This window comes from Azoarcus sp. Soil_N_20, assembly GCF_057656155.1.
In genome coordinates, this window is the sequence record NZ_JBDGKX010000027.1 from 17,561 (window position 1) to 42,961 (window position 25,401).

Here is a 25,401-nt window from a genome sequence, read left to right on the forward strand (position 1 = left end):
GCGGCTGGTTTCGGTCATTGTGGAGTCCCTCCCCCTGGTGCCAGCCGTCGTGCCACTTCGGCAAGAAAGAGATGGTAGTCGATCGGTTTGGCGATATAGCCGTCACAGCCGGCGGCACGAATCCGGGCTTCTTCGCCTGTCATTGCAAATGCGGTCAGGGCCACCACCGGGATATCGCGGGTGCTCGAATCTGCCTTCAGTATGCGCGTCGCATCGAGTCCATCCATGCCCGGCAACTGGATATCCATCAGCACCAGGCCGGGTGTCTGCTCGCGCGCCAGGGCAATACCATCGGCCGCATCTTCCGCACGCAGGACGCGATACCCGGCATGCTCGAGGATCATCACGGCCAATTTCATGTTGGTCGGGTTGTCCTCGACCACGAGCACGGTCGGCGCCATCATGCAGCCTCCCCCTGAGGTTTGCCGCCAAGGGCGCGGCGGACTTCGGCGGCAAAGCGTTCGTGGGTAAACGCGGATTTCTCGAAGATGGCCATCGCATGGCCATTGATGAGGCGGCGATCTTCGTCCGTGAGATCCTTGTTGGTCACGACGATGACCGGAATCGTCGCAGTTTCGGGATCGGCTTTCAGTGCCTCGACGACGTCGAACCCACTGACTTCCGGCATCAGCAGGTCGAGGACCATCAGGTTCGGCCGTTCACTGCGCGCGGACTCGATGCCTTGCTTGCCGCCATATGCCTGCACTACGGTGCCAACGATACCGGTCAGGCAGGTGACGAGCAGCTCGACTGCCTTCGGGTCGTCGTCGACGACCAGCACCTTCGACGCAGAGACCGGCGGATTGGATCGCGCGACGCGATCGAGGGCTGCGGCCAGCTCGTCGCGGCTTACCGGCTTCTGCAGCACCTGCGCTGCGCCGAGCGACAACCCCTTCTGCTTGTCGGCGACAATCGAAACGATCACCACCGGTACGTCGGCCCACGGCGAACCGGCACATTTGATCGCGGCCAGATACGCCCAGCCGTCGACACCGGGAAGCATCACGTCGAGGACGATGAGATGCGGCCGCCTCAAGCCGACACACGTCGGTGCCGATTCCGCATCCCTGGTCACCAGCACCTGAAACCCCTCGCCGTTCAGGTGCAGGCGCAACAGTTCCGCCGCCGCACGATCGTCTTCGATCACCAACGCCAAGGGGCGGCCATCGTCACCGGGCGGCGCCGGGGGCGAGGCGCTGTTCTCCTCGATCCTGGCGCTCCGCCACGGCAGCCATACCGTGAAGCAGCTGCCATGACCCGGCTCGCTCCGCAGCGCCACGGTGCCCCCGTGCAGTTGCGCCAGCTTCATGACCATCGCCAGGCCGAGGCCGGTACCCTCGTGTCGGCGCGCCAGCGATGTGTCGAGCTGGCTGAACGGCTGGAAGAGTCGCGACGCGTCGTCGGACGCGATGCCCATTCCGTCGTCCTCGACCGCGATCTCCAGGAACTCGGCAAATTCGCCGCTCGGCAGTTGCCCGTGGAGTCCGGATGGACGAGTGGTGCTCCAGTGCTCGACTGCATCCCGTCCGACACGGCGCGCAGACAGACTGACCCGCCCGCCGTTGGCGGTGAACTTGACCGCATTCGAGAGCAGGTTGTAGATGATCTGCTTGGTCTTGCGCGGGTCGAGTTGCAGGTCCCCGAGGCCGGGTTCGATCTCCCGCACGAGTTCGATCCGATGGCTCGTCGCTTTTTCGCGGATGATCGACAGGCTATTTTCGAGCAGCTTGTCGATCTCGACCACCTCGAGGTCGAGCGTCATCTTGCCGGCCTCGACCTTGGACAAGTCGAGGATGTCGTTGATAAGTGCCAGCAAGTGACGTCCGCTGGTGTAGATATCGGTGACGTATTCACGCTGCTGGTCGCTCAAGGGGCCGCTCAAACCGTCCTTCAATACCTCTGAAAAGCCGATGATGGCGTTGAGTGGAGTGCGCAATTCGTGCGACATGTTGGCGAGAAACTCGGACTTGCGTTCGCTGGCCTCCTGCAACTGGCGATTCTTCTCTGCGAGGGTACGGTTGAGCGCTTCGAGCTCGGCGCCAAGCCGCTGCGATTCGGCGGACTTCTCGAGTTCCCGCGCATGAGACTGCGCGAGTCGCGTGTATAGCACGCCGTTCTCCAGCAGCAACACCACGAGGACGAAGCTTGCCGCGAGCAGGCCATAGATCCGGCCGGCGTAGAATCCCAGATCGAAACGGCCGCCATTGAGCACCGCCGCAAGCGCGATATCGAACAGCCACGCGCAGGCCACGACCATCAGCCACAGGTCGAGCACCGAATGTGGGCGCTTTCGCCACAATGCGGCGAGCGCCAGCAGGCTGAACACCCAGGTGCTCGACACCACCATGATCATCGCTGGCGTATAGCGATTGCCGTCCATGATGTTCGGCAACAAGGTATTTCCTGCGGTCGCGAGGAGCGTCGCCCCAAGTGCGATCAGCACGACGGCGACCACGCTGATGCGGATCTCGACTGCGGCACGGTCGCGACTTCCGTCAATCGGGCGCCGATCCTTGATCATTGCATAGGCGATGACGAACAAGGGAAAGCCGCCGTGCCAGAACATATACAGCCACGCTGTCGTTTGCGGTCCTGCACCGAGCAGCCCGCCGGGCGCGAACAGGCCGGGAAACGTCAGCGCATGCGTGATGGCCATGAGGGCGGTGAACAGGTACCCCGCAGCGAGCACGATCAGGGCGCGCGAATGGAGGATCTTGAACTGACCGAAAAGAAGAATCGCCGTGATCAGGTCATTGACCACGAGCGCGGACTGATAGACCGGGATGAATGCCCAGACCTGCGGCAGCTGGACCTTCGCAAATGGCACTGCAGCGACAAACAGCGCGAACGACACCGCAATGGTGACGACCGCGAGCCGACGCTGACTCCGCCCCGGGCGTAGGGTGCCGAGGAACGAAGCACCAAGGTTGCCGAACTCGAGCTCCTTGTGGCCTTTATGCAACCGATACCCCCTTGTGCGCAAATCGCGCGGACCGCAAGCAGACGACGCCCGGTGAGCGCGGTATCGACCGCAACACCGGATTCGGCGGGGTCCATCCTGCATCACGGTTTGCCTTTCCTGTGCTCACTGAAGCCCCGTGGCAACCCCGCGAAAACCGCGCGGGAACCCGATAGCGAGCTGATGTCGAGTGTCAGGATAGTACTCTGGAATGCTGCCGGCAACAGCCAGTGCAGCCTCCAATGGCATATTCCGATGCATCCGTGCTGAGCCGTACCACCAAGGCGATAGCCTGCTCAGCGTGCGATGCAGCTCCGGAGGTCCGCCATAGCTGATCCGGCCTGTGGGCTTCAGGCAGCTCTTGGAGTATTCCGGTCGCTCATCGGCTCGAGTGCGACCATCGAGACGTCACCCTTGTGCCGCGGGGTGTCGACGATCCGGGTCGTCGTCGGCATTTTCCGCCTGGAAATGATCGATGAAGACGCGCAGTCGGGTCGGCATCTGCGCGGTGCTCGGAAAGTACAGATGTGCCCTCCCCACTTCGCTGGCGAACTCGTCGAGCACAGTTACCAGTCGGCCGTCGCAGATCTCGTCCGCGACCATCGATTCCATCACCTGTGCGAGGACCAGACCGCTGCGTACCAGATGTAGTTCGGCCTCGAGGTCGTTGACGACGAAACGCCCTTTCACTTCGACTTCAACCGGAAGGCCATCGCGGCGGAAGTCCCACCGCGCCAGGCGGCCGCTGGTGATGTAACGGAAGCGGCTGCAATCGTGCTCGGCGAGTGCTTCCAGCGAATGCGGTGGCGGCCGCCGGGCGAAATAGCCCGGTGTTGCGACCGTGACCAGTCGCAACGGGCGGCCGATTGGCACCGCCACCATGTCGGCCTCGATGTTGCCGCCCAGGCGTACGCCGATATCGAAGCCCTCCGCGACAATGTCGGCCAGACCGTCGTCGAGCGCAAACTCCAGCCCGACGCCGGGAAAGCGCTCCGAGAAGCTGACGATGTGTGGTGCAAACAGACTCGCATAGGCCATCCGCGACAGGTTGATCCGGACGATCCCGCCCGGCTGGCCGCGGGTCTCCTCGAGCGCGCCGAGTGCGTCGTCGAGCTCGCCCAGTCCACGGCGGACCCGGTCCACGATATGGGCACCCTCCTCGGTCAGCCCGACCCGACGCGTGGTGCGCGCCAGCAGGCGTACCCCCAGCCGCTGCTCCAGAGTGCGCATCGACTGCGAAAGGGCCGACGCGGAAAGTCCCATCTCTGCTGCGGCGCGGCTGAAACTGGCATGGCGGGCCACGCATTCGAAGGCGGCCAGCGACGGTAGCAGTGAGGGGTCAATTCTTAAGGCTGGCTTCATGACTCATCCATCATTAACACGTCGATCTTAAAAGATTTTACGACTAAGCTGCACTATCGGTACGCAGGCCGAGTCCGGCGACCGCTTCCCGCTTTCAGCCCCCCTCTTCCCCCAAGGAGATGCCCGATGACTGCCTTCTCCCTCAACGGCAAGCCGGTAAACACCGAGCTGCCCGACGATACGCCGCTACTATGGGTCCTGCGCGACGGGCTCGACATGACCGGCACCAAATTCGGTTGCGGCATGGCGCTTTGTGGCGCGTGCACGGTGCACGTCGACGGCGCACCGACCCGCTCCTGTTCCACGCCGCTGTCGGCGGTGGCCGGCAAGCAGGTGACCACCATCGAAGCGATCGGCGATGCCCGCATCGGCAAGGCGGTGCAGGCAGCCTGGCAGAAACTGGACGTGGTCCAGTGCGGCTACTGCCAGTCCGGCCAGATCATGTCGGCGGCGGCGCTACTTGCGACCACGCCGAAGCCGACCGACGCCGACATCGACGCCGCGATGAGCGGCAATCTGTGTCGCTGCGCCACCTACGTCCGCATCCGCGCGGCCATTCACGAAGCCGCCAGGACTCTGGCCTGAGGGAGCGCGACATGAACACACGGATCGAGAACCTTTCCCGCCGCGACTTCCTCAAGAGCGGTGCCGGCCTCACCCTCGCCCTGGTCCTGCCGGCGGCGCGGGCGGACAATCCGGGGATTGCCGGCCCCGGGATTGCAGGGAGCGGGCCACAGGGTGCAGTCGCGTTCGCGCCCAATGCCTTCGTCCGCATCGGCGCCGACAATACGGTGACCGTGCTCGCCAAGCACCTCGAAATGGGTCAGGGCACCTACACCGGCCTGGCGACGCTGGTCGCCGAGGAACTGGACGCCGACTGGGCGCAGGTCGTGGTCGAAGGTGCGCCGGCCGATGCCGGACGCTACAACAACCTGTTCTGGGGCCCGACCCAGGGCACCGGCGGCAGCACTGCGCTCGCCAACTCCTTCGAGCAACTGCGCCAGGCGGGTGCAGCGGCGCGGGCGATGCTGGTAGAGGCGGCAGCCGCCCGCTGGCAGGTGCCGGCTGCCGAGATCAGCGTCAGCGCGGGCGTGCTGAGCCACCCGAAGAGCGGACGCAGCGCCCGTTTCGGCGAGCTCGCCGAGGCTGCCGCGGGTCTGCCGGTACCCACAGCGGTAACGCTGAAGGATCCGAAGGACTTCAAGTTCATCGGCAAGCACGTACCGCGCAAGGACAGCGTGGACAAGACCACCGGCCGCGCCCTGTTCACCCAGGACGTGAAGTTGCCCGGGATGCTGGTCGCTGTAGTCGCCCATCCGCCACGCTTCGGCGCCACCGTGCGCGGCGTGGACGACAAGGCCGCACGTGCGGTGTCCGGGGTGACCGATGTCGTGCGCATCCCTTCCGGTGTCGCGGTGCTCGCCGGTGATTACTGGACCGCGAAGAAGGGCCGCGATGCGCTCAAGGTGGACTGGGACGATGCGACGGCATGGCGCGGAAGCTCGGAACAGCTTCTTGCCGACTACCGCAAACTCGCCGCCACGCCGGGCGCGGTGGCGCGCCGCGACGGCGATGCCGAAGGCACTTTGGCACAGGCGACGAAGGTGTTCGAAGCCGAGTTCGCCTTCCCCTATCTCGCCCATGCGGCGATGGAACCGCTCAATTGCGTGATGCGGGTCGACGCGAACGGCTGCGAAGTGTGGAACGGCGAGCAGTTCCAGACCGTGGACCAGGGCTCGATCGCGGCGATCCTGGGCCTGAAGCCCGAGCAGGTGAAGCTCAACATGCTGTATGCCGGCGGCAGTTTCGGCCGCCGCGCCAACCCGCAGTCCGACTATCTGGTCGAGACCGCCCATATCGTCAAGGCGATCGGCGCCCGGGCGCCGGTGAAGCTGGTGTGGTCGCGCGAGGACGACATGCGTGGCGGCTATTACCGTCCCGCCTACCTGCATCGGGTGCGCGCCGCGCTCGACGCGCAGGGCCGGCCGCTGGCGTGGGCGCAGCGCATCGTCGGCCAGTCCATCATCACCGGTTCGCCGTTCGAGGCGGCGATGGTCAAGGACGGTGTGGACGCGACCTCGGTAGAAGGGGCAAGCAACCTGCCCTACGCGATTCCCAACCTCGACGTCGACCTGCATACCACCAATGCCACGGTGAAGGTTCCGGTGCAGTGGTGGCGCTCGGTCGGCTCCACCCACACCGGCTTTGCCACCGAAGTGTTCATCGACGAACTCGCCAACGCCGTCGGCGCCGATCCGGTGGACTACCGGCTCGGATTGCTCGCCGCCCATCCGCGCCATGCCGGCGTGCTCCGGCTCGCGGCCGACAAGGCCGGCTGGACCAAGCCGCTGGTACCGGCCACGGGGGCGAAGCGCGGACGCGGTGTGGCGGTGCACGAATCCTTCAACAGCTTCGTCGCCCAGGTCGTCGAAACCACGGTGGCAGCCGACGGCAGCTTCAAGGTTGACCGGGTCGTGTGCGCGGTGGATTGCGGCGTCGCGGTGAATCCGGACGTGATTCGCGCGCAGATGGAAGGCGGTATCGGCTTTGCTCTCGCGGCCGCACTGACAGGCGCGATCACGCTCAAGGACGGCCAGGTCGAGCAGTCCAACTTCCACGACTACCCGGTGCTGCGCATCAACGAGATGCCGGCGGTCGAGGTGCACATCGTGCCTTCGGCGGAAAAGCCCACCGGCGTCGGCGAACCGGGGGTGCCGCCGCTGGCACCAGCGCTGGCCAATGCGCTCTACGCCGCCACCGGCAAGCGCATCCGCACCTTGCCGATCGGCGATCAGCTCAAGGCCTGAGTCGGGGCGCGAGTCGGTTCGGGACCGCGGGTGGCACACTCGACCGCCCGCGGCTCGCCCGGGGCCATGAACAATTGGGGAAAAGGCATGGATAGTCTGGATCTGGAAGTACTGCAGCGTGCGCATGCATGGTTGGCCGATGGTCGACGGGTGCTGCTCGCGACCGTGGTCCGCACCTGGGGTTCGTCGCCGCGCCCGCCCGGCGCGCTGCTGGCGCTGCGCGACGACGGCCGCGCAGTGGGGTCGGTGTCCGGCGGTTGCATCGAGGACGACCTGATCCACCGCCTGCGCGGCGAAGGCATGCCGACCCACGCGCAGCTGGTGAGCTACGGTGTCGGCGCCGAGGATGCGCGCCGCTTCGGCCTGCCCTGCGGCGGCACCATGGAGCTGGTGCTCGAACCGCTGGCCGATCCGGCAGCGCTGGCCGCGCTGCTCGACCGGCTGACCGCCGGCGAACTGGTCGAGCGCCGCCTCGTGCTCGGCAGCGGCGTGGCCACGCTCGCCACCGCTCACCCGGAGCAGGGCCTGGCGTTCGACGGCGAAGTGCTCACCAGCGTGTTCGGCCCGCGCTACCGCCTGCTGCTGATCGGCGCCGGCCAGCTATCGGCCAGCCTCGCCCGCATCGCGCACGGCCTGGACTTCGCCGTCACCGTGTGCGACCCGCGCGAGGAATGGTACGAGGAATGGACGGTGCCCGGCACCACGCTGACCCATGAGATGCCCGACGACGTGGTGATCGCGATGCGGCCGGACGCACGCACTGCGGTGATCGCGCTCACCCACGACCCCAAACTGGACGACTTGGCGCTGATGGAAGCGCTGCGCTCGCCGGCCTTCTACGTCGCCGCGCTCGGCTCGCGACGCAACAACGCAGTCCGCCGCGAGCGCCTGCGCGAATTCGACCTCAGCGAGAACCAGGTGGCCGCGCTGCGTGGGCCGGCCGGGCTCTATATCGGCAGCCGCACTCCGGGTGAGATCGCGGTATCGATCGCCGCAGAGCTCGTGGCGGTGAAAAACGGTGTCGCGCCCGAGCGTGTGCTGCCGGTGGCCGAGGCCAAGGCCTTGCTCGACGTTGCGGCGGACACGCTGAGCAGTTGCCGGGTGTGAGGAGCGGCAGGGCGGCGGGCCGACCGAAGGGCCGTCTCCCGCCGCTCAGCCGGCATCCAGGTCCGCAGGCAGGTCGACGTCGCGGATGATGTTGGCGGTGATGCAGGCGACCCGCCGGATGTCGGCCGTCTGCAGCAGCGTCCGGGCACCGCTGTCGCCCTCCAGGCGCGCCAGTCGCCCGCCCCAAGCCGCACCGAAGGCGACGGGATGGCCGCGCCGATCCAGAAAATAGGGTGCTGCCACCGCATCGGGACGGTCCAGTGCCCGCGCCACCTCACGGATCAGCTCGGGGGTGAGCCACGGCATGTCGCCCAGCGCCACCAGCCATCCCGCGGCATCGGCGGTGGCCGCGACCGCAAGCGCCAGTGCCTTGCCCATGCCCTCCTCCGCGTCCGCGCCGATCAGCACGGAACAACCGGCATCTTCGAGCACGCGACGCCGCTCGGCCTGGCCGGCACGGATCACCGCAATGCTGCCCGGCAAGGCCTCGCACAGGTGACGGGCACTGTGCCACAGCACCGGACGACCGTCGGCAAGCGATTCGAGCAGTTTGTCGCGCCGTCCCTCGGGGTCGAACCGCCGGCCGAGACCGGCTGCAAGCAAAATGCCCTGCGGTGGCGAACGAAGCTCCGGGACGGGGTCGGTCATGATCTGGCAGGTGTCGCGGTGCGCGCGGACGGCGGTCGGGCGTCGACGCTAGCACGCCATGCTGTGCGCGTCGATGAGGGCCCCTGCCAGTCGCCCTGCCGCGGCTCGATGCCCGCCATGGAACTCGACCCCTACGCCGTTTGCAACAGTCTCTCGAAGGCTGCCGTGCTCAGCGGACGATGGAAATAATAGCCCTGCCCGATCTCGCAGTGCTTGTCTTTCAGGATCTGCAGCTGGGCGCCGGTCTCGATCCCCTCCGCCAATACGGTCATGCCCAGCGCATGGGCCATGTCGATGATCGCGGTGGTGATGGAGCGGTTGCCGGCTTCGTCCGCGATCGTGCGGATGAAGCTCTGATCGACCTTCAGCTCCTGGATCGGCAAGCGACTGAGATAGGCGAGCGACGAATAGCCGGTGCCGAAGTCGTCGATACTCACCGAAATGCCACGCTCGGTCATGCGCGACAGGATCCGGCTGGTCTCGTCGAGATCGGCCATCAGCGTCCCTTCGGTGAGCTCGAGACATATCGCCTCCGGCGGAACGCCCTGCTCCGCGAGCAGTTCGCACACGTGTTCGACGAATTGCGGTTCGCGCATCTGCTGAGCGGCGACGTTGATCGAGATTCTTGGCAGGTTCAGCCCCTGCCGGCGCCATAGCGCGATCTGGGCAAGGACCTTGGCGAGCACGATATCGCCGATCGCCACCATCATGCCGGCGTCTTCGGCAACCGGAATGAAGCGCGCCGCCGAAACTTCTCCAAGTGCCGGATCGGTCCAGCGCAGCAGCGCTTCGGCGCCGACGATCGCGCCGGTGAGGAGATCGTCCTGCGGCTGGTAGACGACACGGAAGCGATCATGCTCGATCGCCGCACGCAGCCCGCTTTCGAGCGACAAGCGCTGGAGTAGGCGGAGGTTCATCTCCTCGGCGAAGAACTGGTAGCGGTTGCGGCCCTCCTTTCGCGCGCTGTGCATGGCCGTATCGGCCTTGCTGAGGAGCACCGCCGCCGTATCACCGTCGTCGGGAAAGAGGCTGATGCCGAGGCTGGTGGTGACGAACAGTTCGGTGACGCCGACACAGAACGAGGCCGAGAGGTAATCGAGCGTGTTGGCCGCCAATCGGTGAAGCTCCTCGGACGCCGCCCCCCTCATGACGATCGCAAAGTCGTTTCCACCGAGGCGGGCAATCGTGTGGGCGTCGCACAGGCAGCGACGCAGCCGTTCGGTGACCTGCTGCAGCAGCCGGTCGCCGAGGTCATGGCCGAGCGAGTCGTTGATGTCCCTGAAATTGTCGAGACCGATCAGCATGACCGCAAGGGGATCCCCGAGTTGCCCGGCTTCCTCCACACAGTCCTTGAGGCGCTCCATCAATAATTGGCGGTTCGGTAGCCCGGTCAGTCCGTCGTGACCCTTCATGAACTCGATGTGCTGCTGCGAGGTCCGCGTCGCGCTGTTGTCGCCGAAGATCGCGATGTGGTTCTGGATCGCGCCGTCGCCGCTCCTGATCGAATAGATCGTCAGCCACTCGGGGAATATCTCGCCATTCTTGCGCCGATTCTGGATTTCTCCCTGCCAGCATCCGCGGTCGGCGAGACTGCGCCACATGCGTTCGTAGAATTCTCTGGCGTGGAGGCCGGACTGAAGGAGGCGCGGCGACTTGCCGGCGACATCCTCCAGGGTATAGCCGGTAATCTGGGTGAAGGCGGCATTGACGGTAAGGATGCGGCCATCCGCATCGGTGACCATGACGCCTTCGTCGGGTGGATCCGCCATCGTCAGGGCCGAACCGGGATCGCGCCCGGTGGCGCGCGGTTTGTCGACTTCGCTGGCCTGGGTGCAGATCGATCGGATCGTCCCGCTGCCGTCGCGAATCGGGAAGCGCACCGCACCCAGCCAGACGGTGCGGCCGTCGAGCGTGAGCTCATCGACCGATTCGCAACTCGTCGCCTTGCCGATCGCTTCGAGATCCTTCGCGCGCAGCATCCGCGCAAGCTCCGCATCGAATACCTGAGCATCGGTTCGTCCAAGGACATCCGCGGATTTCAGTCGGAACAGATCCTCGAAGCTTCGATTGACGAATTCGTAGTGCCCGGCCAGATCCTTGAGAAAAACAACCGAAGCGGATTGGTCGAGCATCGTCGACAGCAGCGCTTCGCGCGGCCCCGCCATCGCGACCGCTTCGCGCCCAACGGAACACTCGGTCACCACGGCCGGGGAGCGGGCCGAAACGGCCGGAAGCATCGGCATCGTGAGGACGAAGCCGAGCAGTCTGCTGCCGCGCAGTACCGATTCGACCCGATTCGCGAGCAGCCACTCGGGCAACGCCTCAGGCGCAGGTGGAGTACCGGCCGAGTCGCGTACCGGCAGCCGCGTACCGAGGGTCAGGAACACGCCCCATGCGGCCAGCGCCGGCGCGGCCCTGTCATTGGCCCGCACCAGATTGCCGCGGCAATCGAACACGATGACACCGTCGCCGCACCCAAGCCGCTGCATCGTCGATTCGAGCAACTCGAGCCGTCGTTCCCGTTCCATCTGGGCGAGCTGATTCTCGATCCTCTCGGCAGTCATTGCCGCGAGCGGAAGACTGTGCTGGTTGCAGGTGGCGCTCGGACCGGAGATGTCGAGGGCGCCGAGTATCGCGCCGTCGATCGGATCGCGGATAACCGCTGCCGAGCAACTCCACTTGTGGATCTCCTCGCAGAAGTGCTCGGAGGCATGCACCTGCATCGGCTGGCGCAGCAGCAGCGCGGTGCCGATGGCGTTGGTGCCGACGATGGATTCGTTCCAGCATGCGCCCGGAATCAGGCGGATCCGCTCGATCGCGTCGCGGGCGCGCTGGTCGCCCTCCACGTCGAGGATCGTCCCCTCGGGGTCGGTCAGCACCATGACGGTTCCGCTCTGCGCGAGCAGCCCGCGCGACTGAACCATGAATGGCGCGCTTGCCGAAACGAGCCGCTCGTGCCGTTTGCGAAGTGCCTCCAAGCCGGCCCTGTCGAGTTCGAGACGCGCCGGATTGCGCGCCGGGTCGACACGGCACACCACGCATCGCCGCCATGAGTCGTCGATGGTGGGCCTCAGGACGCCGACGGACGAATAGTCTTCTCCGCTGAGAAAACGCTCCCACGCGACCCTGATCTGCTTGTTGTCCTTGGGTCGCGACAGGGAACTGCTTTGAAGGGTCCTCTTCACCTTGTCACCCTTGCCGCTCGACATGTCGGGCGTGCGCTATCTTCCTTTATAGACCAATGCAACCGGGAGAAATTCTGCGGCCGTGGTTCTACTTTCCGCCCCTGCATTTGCCCGATGACCGGCACCCGGCGACAATCCCGCCATCGCCACCGTCTACAGGACGCCGTTCGCCGCATGTCAGCTGCACCCTACCTCGCTCCGCCGTATGTGCCGTTGACCTACCTGCATGTCGACCCGGCGCTGATCGTGGTGATCAAGCCCGGGGGCCTGCTGTCGGTACCGGGGCGTGGGGCCGACAAGTCCGACTGCCTAGCGTCGCGGGTACAGGCGGATTTTCCGGATGCGCTGATCGTGCACCGGCTGGACATGGAGACCTCCGGATTGATGGTGCTGGCACGCAGCAAAGGTGCGCATCGACAGCTAAGTCTATCGTTCCAGAACCGCGAGGTCGAGAAAAGCTACATTGCCGTGGTCGATGGTTTACTGGCTCCAGGCATCGGCGAAATCGATCTACCCTTGATCGCCGACTGGCCGAACCGTCCGCTGCAGAAGGTCGATTTCGAGCTCGGCAAACGCTCGGTGACCCGTTACCGCGTGGTGGGCCACGATGCCGCAGCCGACACCACCCGCGTGGAGCTCGAGCCGGTGACCGGACGCTCCCACCAACTGCGCGTCCATCTGATGTCGCGCGGCCACCCGATACTCGGCGACCTGCTCTATGCCACACCGACGGCGCTGCAAAAGGCAGGACGGCTATTGCTGCACGCGACACGGCTTGCCCTGGCGCACCCCGAAACCGGAGCACCACTCCGGTTCTCGTCTGCGGCGCCGTTCTGAGCAGGCAAGTCGTATCAACGGCGCATCATGCGACCGGTTGCAGGCGCACCCGACCGCGTCCGTCTGCACGGGAACCCTGGTAGCGGGCGAGTGCAAGGTCGTCGTGGCGGATCGCAGTCTGGCGCCCGGTCACCAGATCGGCCAGCAGCTGCGCCGATCCGCACGCCATGGTCCAGCCAAGGGTTCCGTGTCCGGTATTGAGGAACAGGTCCGGATAGGGCGTTGCACCCACGATGGGCGTGCTGTCGGGCGTCATCGGCCTGAGGCCGGTCCAGAACGTCGCTGCGGCGATGTCTCCGCAGCCGCCGAACAGGCTTGTCGCCACCATGGCGAGGGTGTCGCGCCGACGCGGGTTCAGTTCGAGATCGAAGCCCCCCAGTTCCGCCATCCCCCCTACCCTGATGCGCTCGTCGAAGCGGGTGATCGCCACCTTGTAGGTCTCGTCGAGCACCGTCGAGACCGGCGCCGCATCGGGGTTCGATAGCGGGATCGTCAACGAATACCCCTTGACCGGATAGACCGGCAGGTCCAGCCCCAGCGGTTTGAGCAGGTCGCGGCTGTAGCTGCCCAGGGCCATGATATAACGGTCGGCGGCGATAATCCCGTCGGCGGTGCGGACGCCAATCACGCCTTCGCCGCCGGTCAGAATCTCGCTCACCGGGCTCTCCAGGCGGAACTCGACACCGAGTTCGCGCGCCATGGCAGCAAGCCGGGTGGTAAAGAGCTGGCAGTCTCCGGTCTCGTCGTTGGGCAGGCGAAGTCCGCCGGCAAGTTGCGCGGCGGTGAGTGCAAGTGCCGGTTCGGCACGGTTCAGCGCTGCGCGGTCGAGCAGTTCATACGGGACGCCGTATTCCTCGAGCACCCGGATGTCGCGCCTCGCGGCCTCGACCTGCGCCTCGGTGCGGAACAGCTGCAGCGTGCCTTTGCTCCTCTCCTCGTAATGCAGCCCGGTTTCGCTGCGCAGGGTACGCAGGCAGTCGCGGCTATATTCGGACAGCCGCATCATCCGTGACTTGTTTTCCGCATAACGGTCGGCAGTGCAGTTGCGCAGCATCGCCAGCATCCAGCGCAGCTGGAACACGCTGCCGTCGGCGCGGATTGCCAACGGTGCATGACGTTGGAACAACCACTTCAGCGCCTTCAACGGAATCCCCGGTGCGGCCCAGGGGGTGGAATAGCCTGGTGATACCTGGCCGGCGTTGGCAAAGCTGGCCTCCATGGCCGGCGCTGGCTGACGGTCGACCACGGTGACCCGGGCACCGGCGCGGGCCAGGTAATAGGCGGTAGTGGTGCCGATGACGCCACTGCCGAGCACTAGAACGCGCATGATCTTCTCCTGCTGCTCGAATGATTCAATAGCGCTAGGTTAGGACCACTTGAGCAGGTAAAGGCACTAAACTTGGCCACCCTTTCAGTGAAATTCACGGTTCCCGCCCGCCACGCTTTGCAGGAGTAGTGAAATGCGCGACCTCGATCGCATCGACCGCAAAATCCTTGGTGTGCTGCAGTCAAACGGCCGCATCTCGATGACCGAACTGGCGCAACAGGTCGGCCTGTCCGTGACCGCGTGTACCGAGCGGGTTCGCCGCCTCGAACGCGATGGTGTGATCACCGGTTATCACGCCCGGGTGAATCCGCAGGCACTCGGCAAGAAGCTGCTGGTGTTTGTCGAGATCAAGCTGTCGGCACGATCGGGAGAAATGTTCGAGCGCGTCCGGAAAGAACTGATTCAGATTCCCGAGGTCATGGAGTGTCACCTGGTGTCGGGCGACTTCGACTATCTGATCAAAGCCCGGATCGGCGAGATGAGCGAATACCGCAGACTGCTCGGTGATCTGCTGACGCAACTTCCCGCTGCAGCGGAGTCACGAAGCTATGTGGTGATGGAAGAGCTGAAGGAGTCGCTCATCGTGGATGTGGCCGTCTGAAACCACCCGCTCGAATGGGGATGGAGCCACGGCAACCGGACGCCTGATCCGAAAAGCCGCCGGACGCCCCTGCAGTTCCGTCGGCGTCCTCGACTTCTATCGCCGCAGGAGGTAATCGACCGCAGACTTTCCGGGACATGACAAACGCCGCCTGAAGCCAGAGCCCGCCCCAACCCGCGGAAGAAGGCCAGGGCACCGTCCGGGCTGTGGAATCGTCAACGCCTGTTCCGAGTAGTATCGCCGCTCATGCGAGTAATTCCCCAAGCCGAACCACCGTGACGCCGGGGCGCAGTTGCCGCAGCGAGGGCATCACCAGCACGCAATTCGGATAGGGGGTTCGCACTGGTTCGCCGTCGCGCCAGGCGATGACGGCCCCCGCATCCGGAAAGGTTTCGAGGCCCGTGTAATCTCCGGCAAAGTGAAAATCGCGGCTCGAGGCGACGATCGGCTCCGTCACCCGTACCACCTTCTGGCCCGACTCGGGACGGCGCAGCCAGCCGCGCGGCAGGTCGGCCGCGTCGATGACATCGTGCAGGACGAGGAAGCCGCCGGTCACCTCGCGGCCGACGTCGGCCGCGCCCGCCTCCCAGTGCTGCCCGCACTCGATGAGCAGCGCGTTCTTCGGGCTCGCCGGATCGCCGAAACCGGCGTAGTCGCGCATTCGGCGCCCCTCGGGGTGGCCCTCGTCGCAGATCACCCACGCCGGCGTGCCCAGCGCACGCGCAAGTGCCCGCCCCTTCTCCAGCGGTCCGCATACCGACAGCGGCGCGCTGCGCTCATGCATGGAGTGCAGGTCGAGGAGGAAATCCGCCTGGTCGATGAGCGGGCGCAGCTCGCGCGCGCGGCGCAGCTCGACCGAGTCGCGGGAAAGATCGTCCAGGATGGCCGCGGTCCATACCCGGTTGAGATCCTGATCGACGAAGCGCGAGGCATCGGGATTGGCCGCATCGAAACGCTCGTAGGCGGCGGCGTTGGCAAAGGCCAGCGTAAGGCGGCCGCGGCGCGGGCGGATGCCGAGCTCGAGGAGCTCCTTCACCACGATGGCGCCGCACACCTCGTTGCCGTGGGTGAGCGCGTTCACCATCACATGCGGGCCGGGTACGCCGCTATCGTAGGTGAACACGTAGGGAATGCCGGCATTGCCGTCGGCATAGGCACGGATGTCCGGGAATTCGAGCTCGATCGGATAGTGCCCGCCGGGTGCCGTCCCGGCGCTCTGCTTGGATGTCTGCATGATCGTGTTCCAGTGCGGGTTTGGCGACAGACTCAATCGGCCTGCGCCTGAAGGGCGGCGGCGATGGCCTGGCCCATCTCGGTGGTCGAGGCCTTGCCCCCCAGGTCGCCGGTGCGCGGCCCTTCCTTCAGGACCTTCTGGATGGCGCCCAGGATCGCGTCGTGCGCGCGCCGGCCGGCGCCTTCGCTCTTGCCCAGGAAGTCGAGCATCATCGCGCCCGACCAGATCGCACCGATCGGGTTGGCGATGTTCTTTCCGTAAATATCGGGGGCGGAACCGTGCACCGGCTCGAAGAGCGACGGGAAGCGGCGTTCGGGGTTCAGATTGGCCGAGGGCGCGAGACCGAGCGTGCCGGTGCAGGCGGGGCCGAGGTCCGAGATGATGTCGCCGAACAGGTTGGACGCGACCACCACGTCGAAACGTTGCGGCTGCAGCACGAAGCGCGCACACAGGGCATCGATATGCTGCTTGTCCCAGGTGATGTCGGGGAACTGCTCCGCCATCTCGGCCGCACGCGCGTCCCACCAGGGCATGCTCACCGCCACGCCGTTGCTCTTGGTCGCCACGGTCACGTGCTTGCGCGCACGCTGGCGAGCCTGCTCGAAGGCGAAGCGCAGCACGCGCTCGGTGCCGTGCCGGGTGAAGACCGACTGCTGCATCACCACCTCGCGCTCGGTGCCCTCGAACATCATGCCGCCCACCGCGGTGTACTCCCCCTCGGTGTTCTCGCGCACGATCAGCATGTCGATGTCGCCCGCGGCACGGCCGGCGAGCGGGCACGGCACGCCGTCGAAGAGGCGCGCCGGACGCAGGTTGATGTACTGGTCGAACTCGCGCCGGAACTTGAGCAGCGAACCCCACAGCGAGATGTGGTCGGGCACCGTCTCCGGCCAGCCGACGGCGCCGAAATAGATCGCATCGACGTCCGCGAGTTGCGCCTTCCAGTCGTCGGGCATCATCTTTCCGGTCTGCAGATAGTAGTCGCAGCTTGCCCACTCGATGTGCCGGTACTCGAGCGAGATGCCGAACAGCTCGCCTGCGCGGTCGAGCACCCGCAGACCTTCCGGAATCACTTCCTTGCCAATGCCGTCGCCGGGAATGACGGCAATCCTGAATGAAGAATCCATGTACGAAGCGCCTCGTTGTTGGGGTAACAGGTGACGGGAACGCGGCGCGCGGGATGGATGCGGCCTGCCCCGAGTTCGGCGCGGCCGGAAAGCCGTCGCAGTGACCTCATCTTAGCCACGGGAGGACAGTGCAAACTTTCGTAAGGGGACGTCGCGGTCGCAGGATCGCGCGTTCTTGAGGGGTGGTTCGGAAGCTTGTGCCGACGCGCGCTCAGGACTGCGAGGAGAAGAGCTTCTCGATCGGATAGAAGTCCTTCACGATCGGGGACTTGATCACGATGAAGCTGAAGTACTTGTCGATACCGATCCGCTGCTCCAGGAGGTCCTCGACGATGCTCTGGTAATGCACCACGCTGCGGGTCACGAACTTCAGCAGATAGTCGAAGCCGCCGCTCACCAGGTGGCACTCGACGATCTCGTCCACGTTGCGAATGTATGACTCGAACTTGATGAAGTCTTCCCGGCGGTGGTCGGACAGGGTGACCTGGGTGAATACCATCTGTACCGGCCCCAGCTTCTCGAGCTGGACGTGTGCGCCGTAGCCGACGATGTAGCCTGCCTTTTCCAGGCGCTTGACGCGGGTCAGGCACGGGCTGGGCGACAGCCCGACCGCGTCGGCGAGATCGACATTGGCGGTGCGCCCATTGCGCTGGAGATGGGAGAGGATACGCAGATCGATCCGGTCCAGCTTGGCGGCGCCGCTCATCATTTCAAGGGGTCTTCGCTATATATTTCGTTATATACGCGCTCAATGATAGCAGCCTGCACCGCGACGTACCAGAACCGTACGCCACGGTGCCGCCGCTTTAGCTCAACGCGCTGCGCACGTCGGGCTGATCGAGGACCATATCCAGCGTACGCCGGACCCGCTCGAACAGAAGCTCGAAGTCGGTGCGGGTGTAACACAGGGCCGGAGCAAAGCCCAGCACATTGTCCCCGAAAGCGCGGAAGATGATGCCATTACCATAGGCTGCATCGAAGATGCGGTCGGCAAGCTTCAGCCCGGGCTCGAAGCGCGCCTTGGTCTTCTTGTCGGCGACCAGTTCGAGCGCGCCCAGCAGGCCACGGCTACGCGCATCGCCCACCAGCGGGTGATCGAGCAGGGCGCGCAGCCCCTGCGCAAAACGGGGTCCGTGGCTGATGCCATTCTCCACCAGCCCGCCCTCCCCGTAGAGGCGCAGCACTTCCAATGCAATCGCCGCGCTCACCGGGTGGGCCGAATAGGTGTGGCCGTGACCCACCGGCAGATCGGTGCCGCCCGCCTCGGCGATCGCCTGGTAGATCGCATCGCTCATCAGCACCGCACCCATCGGGGCGTAGCCTGCGGTGAGCCCCTTTGCCACCGTCATCACATCAGGCGTTACGCCTTCCGGCTCGCACGCGAAGAGCGGGCCGGTCCGCCCGAAGCCGGTGATCACCTCGTCCACCGCGAACAGGATACCGAGCTCGCGGCACGCGTCCTGCATCGCCTTGAGCCAGCCCTTCGGCGGCACGATCACGCCGCCGGAGCCCTGTACCGGCTCGCAGAAGAAAGCGGCGACGCGGTCGCGGCCGATCTCCTGCACCTTGTCTTTCAGCGCAGCCACCGAGGCATTGATGATCGCCTCCGGATCGTCGCCCACCGGGTTGCGGTAGGGATAGGGAGACGGGATCCGGTGCTGGGTGGGCAGCGGCACATCGAAGTTGCGGTGGAACGCGGGGATGGCGGTGAGACCCGACCCCTGCGCCGAGGAGCCGTGGTATCCACGCTCAACGGTGATGAAGTGCTTTTTCTCGGGTTTGCCCAGGGCATTGTAGTAATGAACGATGAAGCGGATCGCGGAATCCACCGCATCAGAGCCGCCGAGGGTGAAATAGACCTTGCGCAGCGACGGCGGTGCAAGCTCGACCAGCTTTGCCGCGAGCCGGATCGCGGGCTCGGAGCCAAAATGGAAGTAGCCGGTCGCGTACGGCAGGCGGCGCATCTGCTCCTCTGCTGCGCGCACGATGCTCTCGTGGCCGTAACCGACGTTTACGCACCAGAGTCCGGAGAACGCGTCGAGGAGTTCCTTGCCGTTGCTGTCCGTGAGGTAGGCACCGCGGCCGGATTCGAGCACGGCCACGCCGCGCCGCTCATGGGTCCGGTAGTTGACGACGGGGTGAATGAGGTGGTCGCGATCGAGTGCGATGAGAGAGTCTATGTGCATGGTCTGCCTGCCGTTATCGAGGTTGGAATGCGCCGCAGCCAGGAAGCGCAGTCATCCGTCATGATTTCGATGAGCGGCGCAGCGGCTCTGGCGATGTGTTCATGTTAGCCATGAGTCCGCGGCGATTGATTTCGACAGCCGGGGCGCAGATATGCGGATATCCCGAAAACGCGGTCGATTCGGCAGTTTGTTCTGCACCCGCCCGTGCAAGCCCCTTACCCCGGTTCGAGCAGGCTCAAAGTGCGAAGCGCGCCACCGTCGCGTTCAATTGCATGGCAAGGTCGCGCAGGTCGTGCGCTGCGAGGCCGACCTCCTTTTGCGTAGACGAAGTCTCCGCCACCGATTGAGCCACCTGTTCGATCCGGGAGGCCACCTCGGTACTCGCCTTGCGCTGCTCGCCGAGCGAGTGCGAGATCGATTCGACGTTCTCCAGCGTCCGCGCGATCGCGGCCCGGATCCCGGTCATCGTATCGCCGACCTCGAGAATATGATGCTTGCCCTGCACGACCTGTGCGCATACCACTTCCATCTGTTCCCGCGTGCCCCGGGTTCCATCCTGTATCGTCGTGACGAGCTTGACGATCTCGCCGGTGGACATCGAGGTACGTTCCGCGAGCTTGCGCACTTCGTCTGCAACCACCGCAAAACCACGCCCCTGCTCGCCAGCGCGTGCTGCCTCGATGGCGGCATTCAGCGCCAGCAGATTGGTTTGCTCCGCAATTTCGCGAATGACCATGCCGATCTTGCCGATGTTGTCCGAGTCCTCGCCGAGACGCGCCATGCGGCGCGCGCTGTCGTCCACCAGCCTGTCGATGCGTTCGAACTCGTCGGCCGCCGCGCGGATCACCCCCAGCCCGGCCTCACCCGCCTGGTTCGCATGGACGGCGACCCGTTGTGCCTCATCGGCGTGGTCGGCAATCTGGGCGATGCTCACCGAAAGCTGCTGAAGCGCCGCGGCCATCGATGCGCTCGCCTCACCCTGCATTGCGGTGCGTTCGATCACCTGCCCGGACGCCGCAGCGAGCTGCGCAGCGTTACTCCCGAGGCGCCCCGCTCCGCCCGCGATCTGACCGACCACTTCGCGCAGATTCGTCCGCATGCGCTCGATCGAGGCCATCACCCCGATCGGCGCCGTACCGGATCCCGCGGTACCGGCCAGGCGGCCGCCGGCGATCTCCGTCGCGACGAGATCCAGGTCGCGCGGCTCGGCCCCGAGCTGTGCGGCGATCTGGCGAGTCATCGCCGCCGCCAGCGCGGCGCCTATGATCACCGCCAGGACCGCGACCACGACGTTGGCAATCAGGCTCGCCTGGAAAGTTTCGCGGCCAGACTCATACTCGCGCTTCGCTTCGGCCAACTGGATGTCGATCAACTGCGCGAATGCATCGGAGAACGGATCGACCAGCGGATAGAGCTGGTGGGTGGTGAAGACGGAGAGCGCCTCCGGGTCGCCCCGCTTGAGGATCCTCTTGAGCGACTGCAAGTGCGCGTCGGCCGCCACCATCATCGCGCCGAGTCGCCCGACCACGGCGCGCTCCGCGGACGACAGCCGCCCGCTCGTGTACGCACTCCAATGCTCGGCAATCGTCGTCTCGGCTTCCTGCACCAGGCCCAGCGCCGCCTGGTACGGGAGATGGCCCTCACGTGCCTTGTGCGACGCGTCGACGATATTCACCGCATACATGTCGGCGATGACTTTCAGACTGCGCAAGGGCACCACGCGGTCCACGTACACCCGCTCCAGGCCCTGCACGGTCGAGTTCATGCCGAAATGGCCGATCCCCGCCGTCAGCACGATGAAGCCGATCAACACCAGGGCCAGCGCAAACAGCCGGTAACGGATTTTCCAGTTTTTCATTCTTAGAGAGGACGCTTGGTGGATTCGTAGCCCGGATGCAGGCCGCGGGCAGCGGGAAGCGCAGGGCTTCGAACCCGCCTCCGGGATTCCGCCGCTTCGTCCGGGTCGGGTTGCGGCCGCCCAATCCCTGCGGTTGGGCGTCAATAACCCTGGGCGCGGTCGACCAGGCCGATCAGCGGGAGCCCCTCGCGGTGGCGCCGGAGGTTTTCCAGTACTGCCTCCACGGCGGTCTCGGGCTGGGTCATGCTCGCGATGTGCGGCGTGACCATGATGCGCGGGTGGCGCCAGAAAGGGTGACCCGGTGGCAGCGGCTCGGTGTCGAAGACGTCGAGGATCGCCGCCGACAGGCGCCCACTATCAAGGGTGTCGAGCAGGTCCTGCTCCACCAGGTGGCCGCCCCGCCCCACATTGACGAGCACCGCGCCCAACGGCAGCCGCTCGAAAAGGGCGCGCGAGAGCACTCCCCGCGTCGCGTCCGTGAGCGGCAGCAGGCAGACGAGGATGTCGGTGCGCGCGAGTAAGGTGTGCATGCCTTCTTCCCCGGCGTAGATCTCGACGCCTGTCAGCTGGCGCAGGGTCCGGCTCCAGCCCGCGCACTGGAAGCCGAAACCCTGCAGTTTCGCGAGCACCGCCTGGCCGAGCACGCCCATGCCGAGCACGCCGACCCGACGCGAGCCCGCGGTGCGCACCCGGACCGGATTCCACACGCCTTCGCGTTGCTGTGCGGCGTAAGTGAGCCAATCGCGGTGGGCGGCCAGCACGGCCAGCGTGGCGTATTCGACCATGCCGGCGACCAGCCCCGATTCGATCATGCGCACCACCGGCACTTCGGCGGGGATGCGTCCAAAATCGAACTGGTCGACGCCGGCCCCCACCGAGAACACGACTTCCACGTTGGGAAACGCCTCCGCCAGGTTCTCCGGGGGCTCCCAAGCGGCGAGATAGCGCACTGCGGAGGGGTCGCCGATATCGGGCCAGATGCGGAAATCGATGCCGGGTGCATGATCGGCGAACAGCTTCGCCCAATCGGCACCGCGCACCGGATCGGCCTTGTAGAGAAACGTCATCAGGTCGCTCCGGAATGGTTCAGCACAGGGCCTGGTTGAGGATGGCGAACTGGCGTACCCCCTCGTCCGCATGGGGCGACTCGCCGCGCACCATGGTAATCACCGTCTCGACATGTTCCAGACCCAGTTCGGCCAGCCACGGGCCGAGGCCGCTGGATTCATGGACGTCGATGCGCACGAAGGCGCCGGCACGCACGCCCAGCCAATGGCCGATGAGGGCCCTGGCCCGCTCCGCGTCTGGCGCAACGACCGGCCCGATCGCGTAGCCGCGGCCGAAACGGCGCTGAAAGGCGAAACCCACCGGCTCGCCGCCGCTGTCGATCACCACACCGTCGGCCGCCTTCCGCAACGCGTCGAGCACCGTGGCACGCGGCATGCCGAGCGCCCGGCTTGCGAGACGGGCCAGCTTGGGGCCGTCGCTCGCGCCGATCGGGCGGATGCGCTCGCCCGCGGGCGGCACGGCCATCCCCGGTTCGAACACCGTGCCTTGGTGCTGATGCACGTGGCCGGTCGCGACGAAGCCGAGGCGCTCGTAGAGCGGCTGGCCCGCCGGCGTGGCGTTCAGCAGCGTGCTGCGCCCGCCGAGTTCCTGGAGCACACGGTCCATCAGCTCCCGCCCGATGCCCTTGCCTTGCGCGTCGGGGGAAACGATCACCATGCCGAGCGAGCCGTGGTCCCTACCAAATGCCCAGCACAGCGCGGTGCCGACGACCTTTCCCTCGCATTCGGCGACGAATCCGGTTCCGAGGCGATGGACGAACTGCCAGTCCTCGAGCCGATGCGGCCAACGTACAGCCTGGGAAAGCGCATGGGCGGCTGGCAGGTCGCCCTCCATCATGCGGCGATATTCGATTTGAAGTTCGGTGCTGGGAGTGGTCATGAAAGCCTCCTATAAGTGTCGGCCCAATGTCGCAGACGGCGCTCACGATTGATAGGACGTTCTTGCCGCCTGGCGCATCAAACACGGCGCACGCGATATTCGGCAGAAACGTCCGCCTCGCCGAAAACAAGCGCAGATCCTGCCGGCTGCACAGCGGCTCACGGCAGCTCCTCCTCGGGGTCCATCCCTATGATGGTGCGGGAGTGAGCGTCCGGTCGCCAACGCGGCGAGCGGGCAACGACGAGACAATCAAGAGGAATCGCAATGAAGCAGTACGACCCCAGCACAATTGCCGTGCCGAGCACGCATTTCATCGGAGGGCGCGCCGTCGGCGTCGCTCGCGAATCCATGGACGTCCGCCGGCCGTCCGACGGCAACGTGTACGCGGCGCTGCCGCTGGCCGATGCCGACCTGGTCGACCACGCGGTCGAAGACGCCTGGCGCGCGTTCAAGGAAAGTGACTGGGCGACCTGCGCCCCGCGCGACCGGGCCCGCATCATGCGCCGCTGGGCGGATCTCATCGAGGCCGATGTGGCCACCCTCGCCCTCCTGGAAGCGGCCGGCTCCACCCGCCCGATCCATAACGCCACACAGTGGGACGTGCCGTTCTGCGCCGAGGGCATCCGCTTCTTCGCGGAATTCGCCGACAAGTGCGGTGGTGAGGTGGTGCCGACCCAACGCGACCAGCTTGGCATGACGGTGACCGAGCCCTACGGCGTGATCGGCGCCATCGCGCCGTGGAACTTCCCGCTGGTGATGGCCTCCTGGAAGATCGCGCCCGCGCTGGCCGCCGGCAACGCCGTCGTACTGAAACCCTCGGAGATGACCCCGTTTTCGATCGTGCGCCTGGCCGAACTTGCCATCGCCGCCGGCATACCGCCGGGGATCTTGAACATCGTGCACGGCGACGGCCGGGCCGGAGATGCACTGTGCCGCCATCCGCACATTGCCAAGGTCACCTTCACCGGATCGACCCGCACCGGCGCCGCCATCATGGCCGCCTGCGCCGAGAGCGGCATCAAACCGGTGACGCTGGAGCTCGGCGGAAAAAGCCCGCAGGTGGTCTTCGCCGACGTGGCCGACGTCGACAAGGTGGCGCGCCGGGTGGCGCAGGCCATCAGCACCAACGCCGGCCAGGTGTGCGTGGCCGGCTCGCGTCTGATCGTGCAGCGCGCCATCGCCGACGAGCTCGTCGAGCGGATCGCCGGCGCATTCGCCGAGCTGGTGCCCGGGCCGACCTGGAACCCTTCAACCACGCTGTCGCCGATCATTTCCGCGCGCGAGATGAAGCGCATCGACGGCATCGTGCGCGCGACCGTCGAGCAGGGCGGCCAGGTTGTCACCGGCGGACACAGCATCGCCGAGAACAGTGGCGGTGCGTTCTACCAGCCGACCATCCTCGCCAACGTAGACATGGGCATGGACGCCGTACGCGACGAGATCTTCGGACCGGTGCTCACGGTACAGACCTTCGACGACGACGACGAGGGGATGCGGCTCGCCGCCCACCCGTCGTACGGCCTCGCCGCCGGCGTGCACACCGCCGACATCAACCGCGCGTTGCGCTTCGCACGCGGCCTCGAGGCAGGCACCGTATGGGTCAACCGCTACGGCCGCAGCTGGGACTTCGCGCTGCCCACCGGCGGCTACAAGCGTTCGGGCATCGGCAAGGACCTGGGACGTCACGCCTATGAGGCAAATCTGCACACCAAGACCGTACTGATCGATTTCGCGGACGACGCTGCATAGGCCCCTCGGAACGGTCCGCGGCACGGTTTTCCGCCCGCCGGCCGGCCCCGAAAGAAACACGGCAAAACGTGCTGCAGATCGGCACCAGTACCGACGAATGTGTGAAGCGAGCAAGCGAGAACGAAATTAAATCTATCGGTCGAGTGATGTAATGAATACACGGAAGCAGCAAACGTAGAGAGTCCCGGCAGTTCAAGCCCTTCTCGACGTGCGGCCGACCCCGGGTCGATCGAGACCCCAACGCAGAAAATTCCCGCCCAATACAGGAGTAGACACATGAGCAGCCTGCGGCCCAAGTACATCAGCTTCGATTGCTACGGCACCCTGATCAACTTCCAGATGGCCGAGGTGGCGCGCGAGCTTTTTGCCGACCGCATCGCTCCGGAAAACATGGCCCAGTTCACGACCGATTTCGCGCGCTACCGCCTGGACGAGGTGATGGGCGACTGGAGGCCGTACGACCAGCT

Annotated in this window: 19 protein-coding genes and 1 pseudogene; 7 read left to right on the forward strand and 13 right to left on the reverse strand. The window is 65.7% G+C overall.

Annotation, left to right across the window (positions count from 1 at the left end):
• Positions 1-14: 14 nt before the first annotated feature.
• The 3 genes from AC3A35_RS26915 to AC3A35_RS26925 form a co-directional block, all read right to left on the reverse strand.
• Positions 15-404: a response regulator gene (locus tag AC3A35_RS26915; protein ID WP_487439627.1), complete on the reverse strand. Its 390-nt coding sequence runs from the start codon at positions 402-404 to the stop codon at positions 15-17.
• Positions 401-2,962, reverse strand: a complete 2,562-nt coding sequence (locus AC3A35_RS26920) for a response regulator (RefSeq protein WP_487439628.1) — start codon at positions 2,960-2,962, stop codon at positions 401-403. The genes AC3A35_RS26915 and AC3A35_RS26920 overlap by 4 nt, the downstream gene beginning before the upstream one ends.
• A gap of 405 nt (positions 2,963-3,367) precedes the next feature.
• Positions 3,368-4,321 carry a LysR family transcriptional regulator gene (locus AC3A35_RS26925; RefSeq protein ID WP_487439629.1) on the reverse strand — a complete coding sequence of 318 codons (954 nt, stop codon included), beginning with the start codon at positions 4,319-4,321 and terminating at the stop codon, positions 3,368-3,370.
• A 126-nt stretch (positions 4,322-4,447) separates the two neighbouring features.
• Between AC3A35_RS26925 and AC3A35_RS26930 the strand changes: the two genes are divergently transcribed.
• The 3 genes from AC3A35_RS26930 (at position 4,448) to AC3A35_RS26940 (ending at position 8,235) form a co-directional block, all read left to right on the forward strand.
• Positions 4,448-4,906: a (2Fe-2S)-binding protein gene (locus AC3A35_RS26930; RefSeq protein WP_487439630.1), complete on the forward strand. Its 459-nt coding sequence runs from the start codon at positions 4,448-4,450 to the stop codon at positions 4,904-4,906.
• 11 nt (positions 4,907-4,917) lie between these two features.
• Complete coding sequence (locus AC3A35_RS26935; protein WP_487439631.1) at positions 4,918-7,128, forward strand: xanthine dehydrogenase family protein molybdopterin-binding subunit; 2,211 nt, start codon at positions 4,918-4,920, stop codon at positions 7,126-7,128.
• 87 nt (positions 7,129-7,215) lie between these two features.
• The gene (locus tag AC3A35_RS26940) at positions 7,216-8,235 is read left to right on the forward strand and encodes an XdhC family protein (RefSeq protein WP_487439632.1); all 1,020 of its coding nucleotides are present in this window, start codon (positions 7,216-7,218) and stop codon (positions 8,233-8,235) included.
• 45 nt (positions 8,236-8,280) lie between these two features.
• Here the strand turns inward: AC3A35_RS26940 and AC3A35_RS26945 are convergent, their stop codons facing one another.
• Together AC3A35_RS26945 and AC3A35_RS26950 are read right to left on the reverse strand one after the other, a co-directional pair.
• Positions 8,281-8,883, reverse strand: a complete 603-nt coding sequence (locus tag AC3A35_RS26945; RefSeq protein WP_487439633.1) for a nucleotidyltransferase family protein — start codon at positions 8,881-8,883, stop codon at positions 8,281-8,283.
• Between the two features lie 131 nt (positions 8,884-9,014).
• Positions 9,015-12,068, reverse strand: coding sequence for an EAL domain-containing protein (locus tag AC3A35_RS26950; protein WP_487439634.1), 3,054 nt, complete (start codon positions 12,066-12,068; stop codon positions 9,015-9,017).
• Between the two features lie 174 nt (positions 12,069-12,242).
• Here AC3A35_RS26950 and AC3A35_RS26955 point away from each other — a divergent pair, with 174 nt between their 5' ends.
• Complete coding sequence (locus tag AC3A35_RS26955; protein ID WP_487439636.1) at positions 12,243-12,905, forward strand: pseudouridine synthase; 663 nt, start codon at positions 12,243-12,245, stop codon at positions 12,903-12,905.
• 25 nt (positions 12,906-12,930) lie between these two features.
• Here the strand turns inward: AC3A35_RS26955 and AC3A35_RS26960 are convergent, their stop codons facing one another.
• Positions 12,931-14,262, reverse strand: a complete 1,332-nt coding sequence (locus AC3A35_RS26960; protein ID WP_487439650.1) for a D-amino acid dehydrogenase — start codon at positions 14,260-14,262, stop codon at positions 12,931-12,933.
• Between the two features lie 103 nt (positions 14,263-14,365).
• On the opposite strand from AC3A35_RS26960, the gene AC3A35_RS26965 reads away from it, so the two are divergent.
• Positions 14,366-14,833 (forward strand): Lrp/AsnC ligand binding domain-containing protein, encoded by a 468-nt coding sequence (locus AC3A35_RS26965; RefSeq protein ID WP_487439637.1) that lies wholly within the window; start codon positions 14,366-14,368, stop codon positions 14,831-14,833.
• A 244-nt stretch (positions 14,834-15,077) separates the two neighbouring features.
• On the opposite strand, the gene AC3A35_RS26970 is transcribed toward AC3A35_RS26965, so the two are convergent.
• The 7 genes from AC3A35_RS26970 to AC3A35_RS27000 form a co-directional block, all read right to left on the reverse strand.
• A complete protein-coding gene (locus AC3A35_RS26970) occupies positions 15,078-16,067 on the reverse strand; it encodes a M14 family metallopeptidase (protein WP_487439638.1) in 990 nt (329 codons plus the stop codon).
• A gap of 32 nt (positions 16,068-16,099) precedes the next feature.
• Positions 16,100-17,194, reverse strand: a complete 1,095-nt coding sequence (locus AC3A35_RS26975) for a tartrate dehydrogenase (protein ID WP_487439639.1) — start codon at positions 17,192-17,194, stop codon at positions 16,100-16,102.
• A gap of 211 nt (positions 17,195-17,405) precedes the next feature.
• A complete protein-coding gene (locus tag AC3A35_RS26980) occupies positions 17,406-17,903 on the reverse strand; it encodes an Lrp/AsnC family transcriptional regulator (protein ID WP_487439640.1) in 498 nt (165 codons plus the stop codon).
• A gap of 97 nt (positions 17,904-18,000) precedes the next feature.
• Positions 18,001-19,380 carry an aminotransferase class III-fold pyridoxal phosphate-dependent enzyme gene (locus tag AC3A35_RS26985; RefSeq protein WP_487439641.1) on the reverse strand — a complete coding sequence of 460 codons (1,380 nt, stop codon included), beginning with the start codon at positions 19,378-19,380 and terminating at the stop codon, positions 18,001-18,003.
• Positions 19,381-19,615: 235 nt separating this feature from the next.
• Positions 19,616-21,238: a methyl-accepting chemotaxis protein gene (locus AC3A35_RS26990; RefSeq protein ID WP_487439642.1), complete on the reverse strand. Its 1,623-nt coding sequence runs from the start codon at positions 21,236-21,238 to the stop codon at positions 19,616-19,618.
• Between the two features lie 140 nt (positions 21,239-21,378).
• Positions 21,379-22,305 carry a 2-hydroxyacid dehydrogenase gene (locus AC3A35_RS26995; RefSeq protein ID WP_487439643.1) on the reverse strand — a complete coding sequence of 309 codons (927 nt, stop codon included), beginning with the start codon at positions 22,303-22,305 and terminating at the stop codon, positions 21,379-21,381.
• A gap of 19 nt (positions 22,306-22,324) precedes the next feature.
• Positions 22,325-23,185 carry a GNAT family N-acetyltransferase gene (locus tag AC3A35_RS27000; RefSeq protein WP_487439644.1) on the reverse strand — a complete coding sequence of 287 codons (861 nt, stop codon included), beginning with the start codon at positions 23,183-23,185 and terminating at the stop codon, positions 22,325-22,327.
• Between the two features lie 264 nt (positions 23,186-23,449).
• On the opposite strand from AC3A35_RS27000, the gene AC3A35_RS27005 reads away from it, so the two are divergent.
• Both AC3A35_RS27005 and AC3A35_RS27010 read left to right on the forward strand, forming a co-directional pair.
• Positions 23,450-24,934, forward strand: coding sequence for an aldehyde dehydrogenase family protein (locus AC3A35_RS27005; protein WP_487439645.1), 1,485 nt, complete (start codon positions 23,450-23,452; stop codon positions 24,932-24,934).
• A gap of 276 nt (positions 24,935-25,210) precedes the next feature.
• Positions 25,211-25,401 (forward strand): annotated as a pseudogene (locus AC3A35_RS27010) (haloacid dehalogenase type II); the annotation flags it as partial.

Excerpts from the sequence above, each read along its gene's own strand:
- AC3A35_RS26915 (WP_487439627.1), bottom strand. The coding sequence starts at position 404 with ATGATGGCGCCGACCGTGCTCGTGGTCGAGGACAACCCGACCAACATG.
- AC3A35_RS26925 (WP_487439629.1), bottom strand. The coding sequence starts at position 4,321 with ATGAAGCCAGCCTTAAGAATTGACCCCTCACTGCTACCGTCGCTGGCC.
- AC3A35_RS26930 (WP_487439630.1), top strand. The coding sequence starts at position 4,448 with ATGACTGCCTTCTCCCTCAACGGCAAGCCGGTAAACACCGAGCTGCCC.
- AC3A35_RS26935 (WP_487439631.1), top strand. The coding sequence starts at position 4,918 with ATGAACACACGGATCGAGAACCTTTCCCGCCGCGACTTCCTCAAGAGC.
- AC3A35_RS26940 (WP_487439632.1), top strand. The coding sequence starts at position 7,216 with ATGGATAGTCTGGATCTGGAAGTACTGCAGCGTGCGCATGCATGGTTG.
- AC3A35_RS26945 (WP_487439633.1), bottom strand. The coding sequence starts at position 8,883 with ATGACCGACCCCGTCCCGGAGCTTCGTTCGCCACCGCAGGGCATTTTG.
- AC3A35_RS26955 (WP_487439636.1), top strand. The coding sequence starts at position 12,243 with ATGTCAGCTGCACCCTACCTCGCTCCGCCGTATGTGCCGTTGACCTAC.
- AC3A35_RS26965 (WP_487439637.1), top strand. The coding sequence starts at position 14,366 with ATGCGCGACCTCGATCGCATCGACCGCAAAATCCTTGGTGTGCTGCAG.
- AC3A35_RS26970 (WP_487439638.1), bottom strand. The coding sequence starts at position 16,067 with ATGCAGACATCCAAGCAGAGCGCCGGGACGGCACCCGGCGGGCACTAT.
- AC3A35_RS26975 (WP_487439639.1), bottom strand. The coding sequence starts at position 17,194 with ATGGATTCTTCATTCAGGATTGCCGTCATTCCCGGCGACGGCATTGGC.
- AC3A35_RS26980 (WP_487439640.1), bottom strand. The coding sequence starts at position 17,903 with ATGATGAGCGGCGCCGCCAAGCTGGACCGGATCGATCTGCGTATCCTC.
- AC3A35_RS26985 (WP_487439641.1), bottom strand. The coding sequence starts at position 19,380 with ATGCACATAGACTCTCTCATCGCACTCGATCGCGACCACCTCATTCAC.
- AC3A35_RS26990 (WP_487439642.1), bottom strand. The coding sequence starts at position 21,238 with ATGAAAAACTGGAAAATCCGTTACCGGCTGTTTGCGCTGGCCCTGGTG.
- AC3A35_RS26995 (WP_487439643.1), bottom strand. The coding sequence starts at position 22,305 with ATGACGTTTCTCTACAAGGCCGATCCGGTGCGCGGTGCCGATTGGGCG.
- AC3A35_RS27000 (WP_487439644.1), bottom strand. The coding sequence starts at position 23,185 with ATGACCACTCCCAGCACCGAACTTCAAATCGAATATCGCCGCATGATG.
- AC3A35_RS27005 (WP_487439645.1), top strand. The coding sequence starts at position 23,450 with ATGAAGCAGTACGACCCCAGCACAATTGCCGTGCCGAGCACGCATTTC.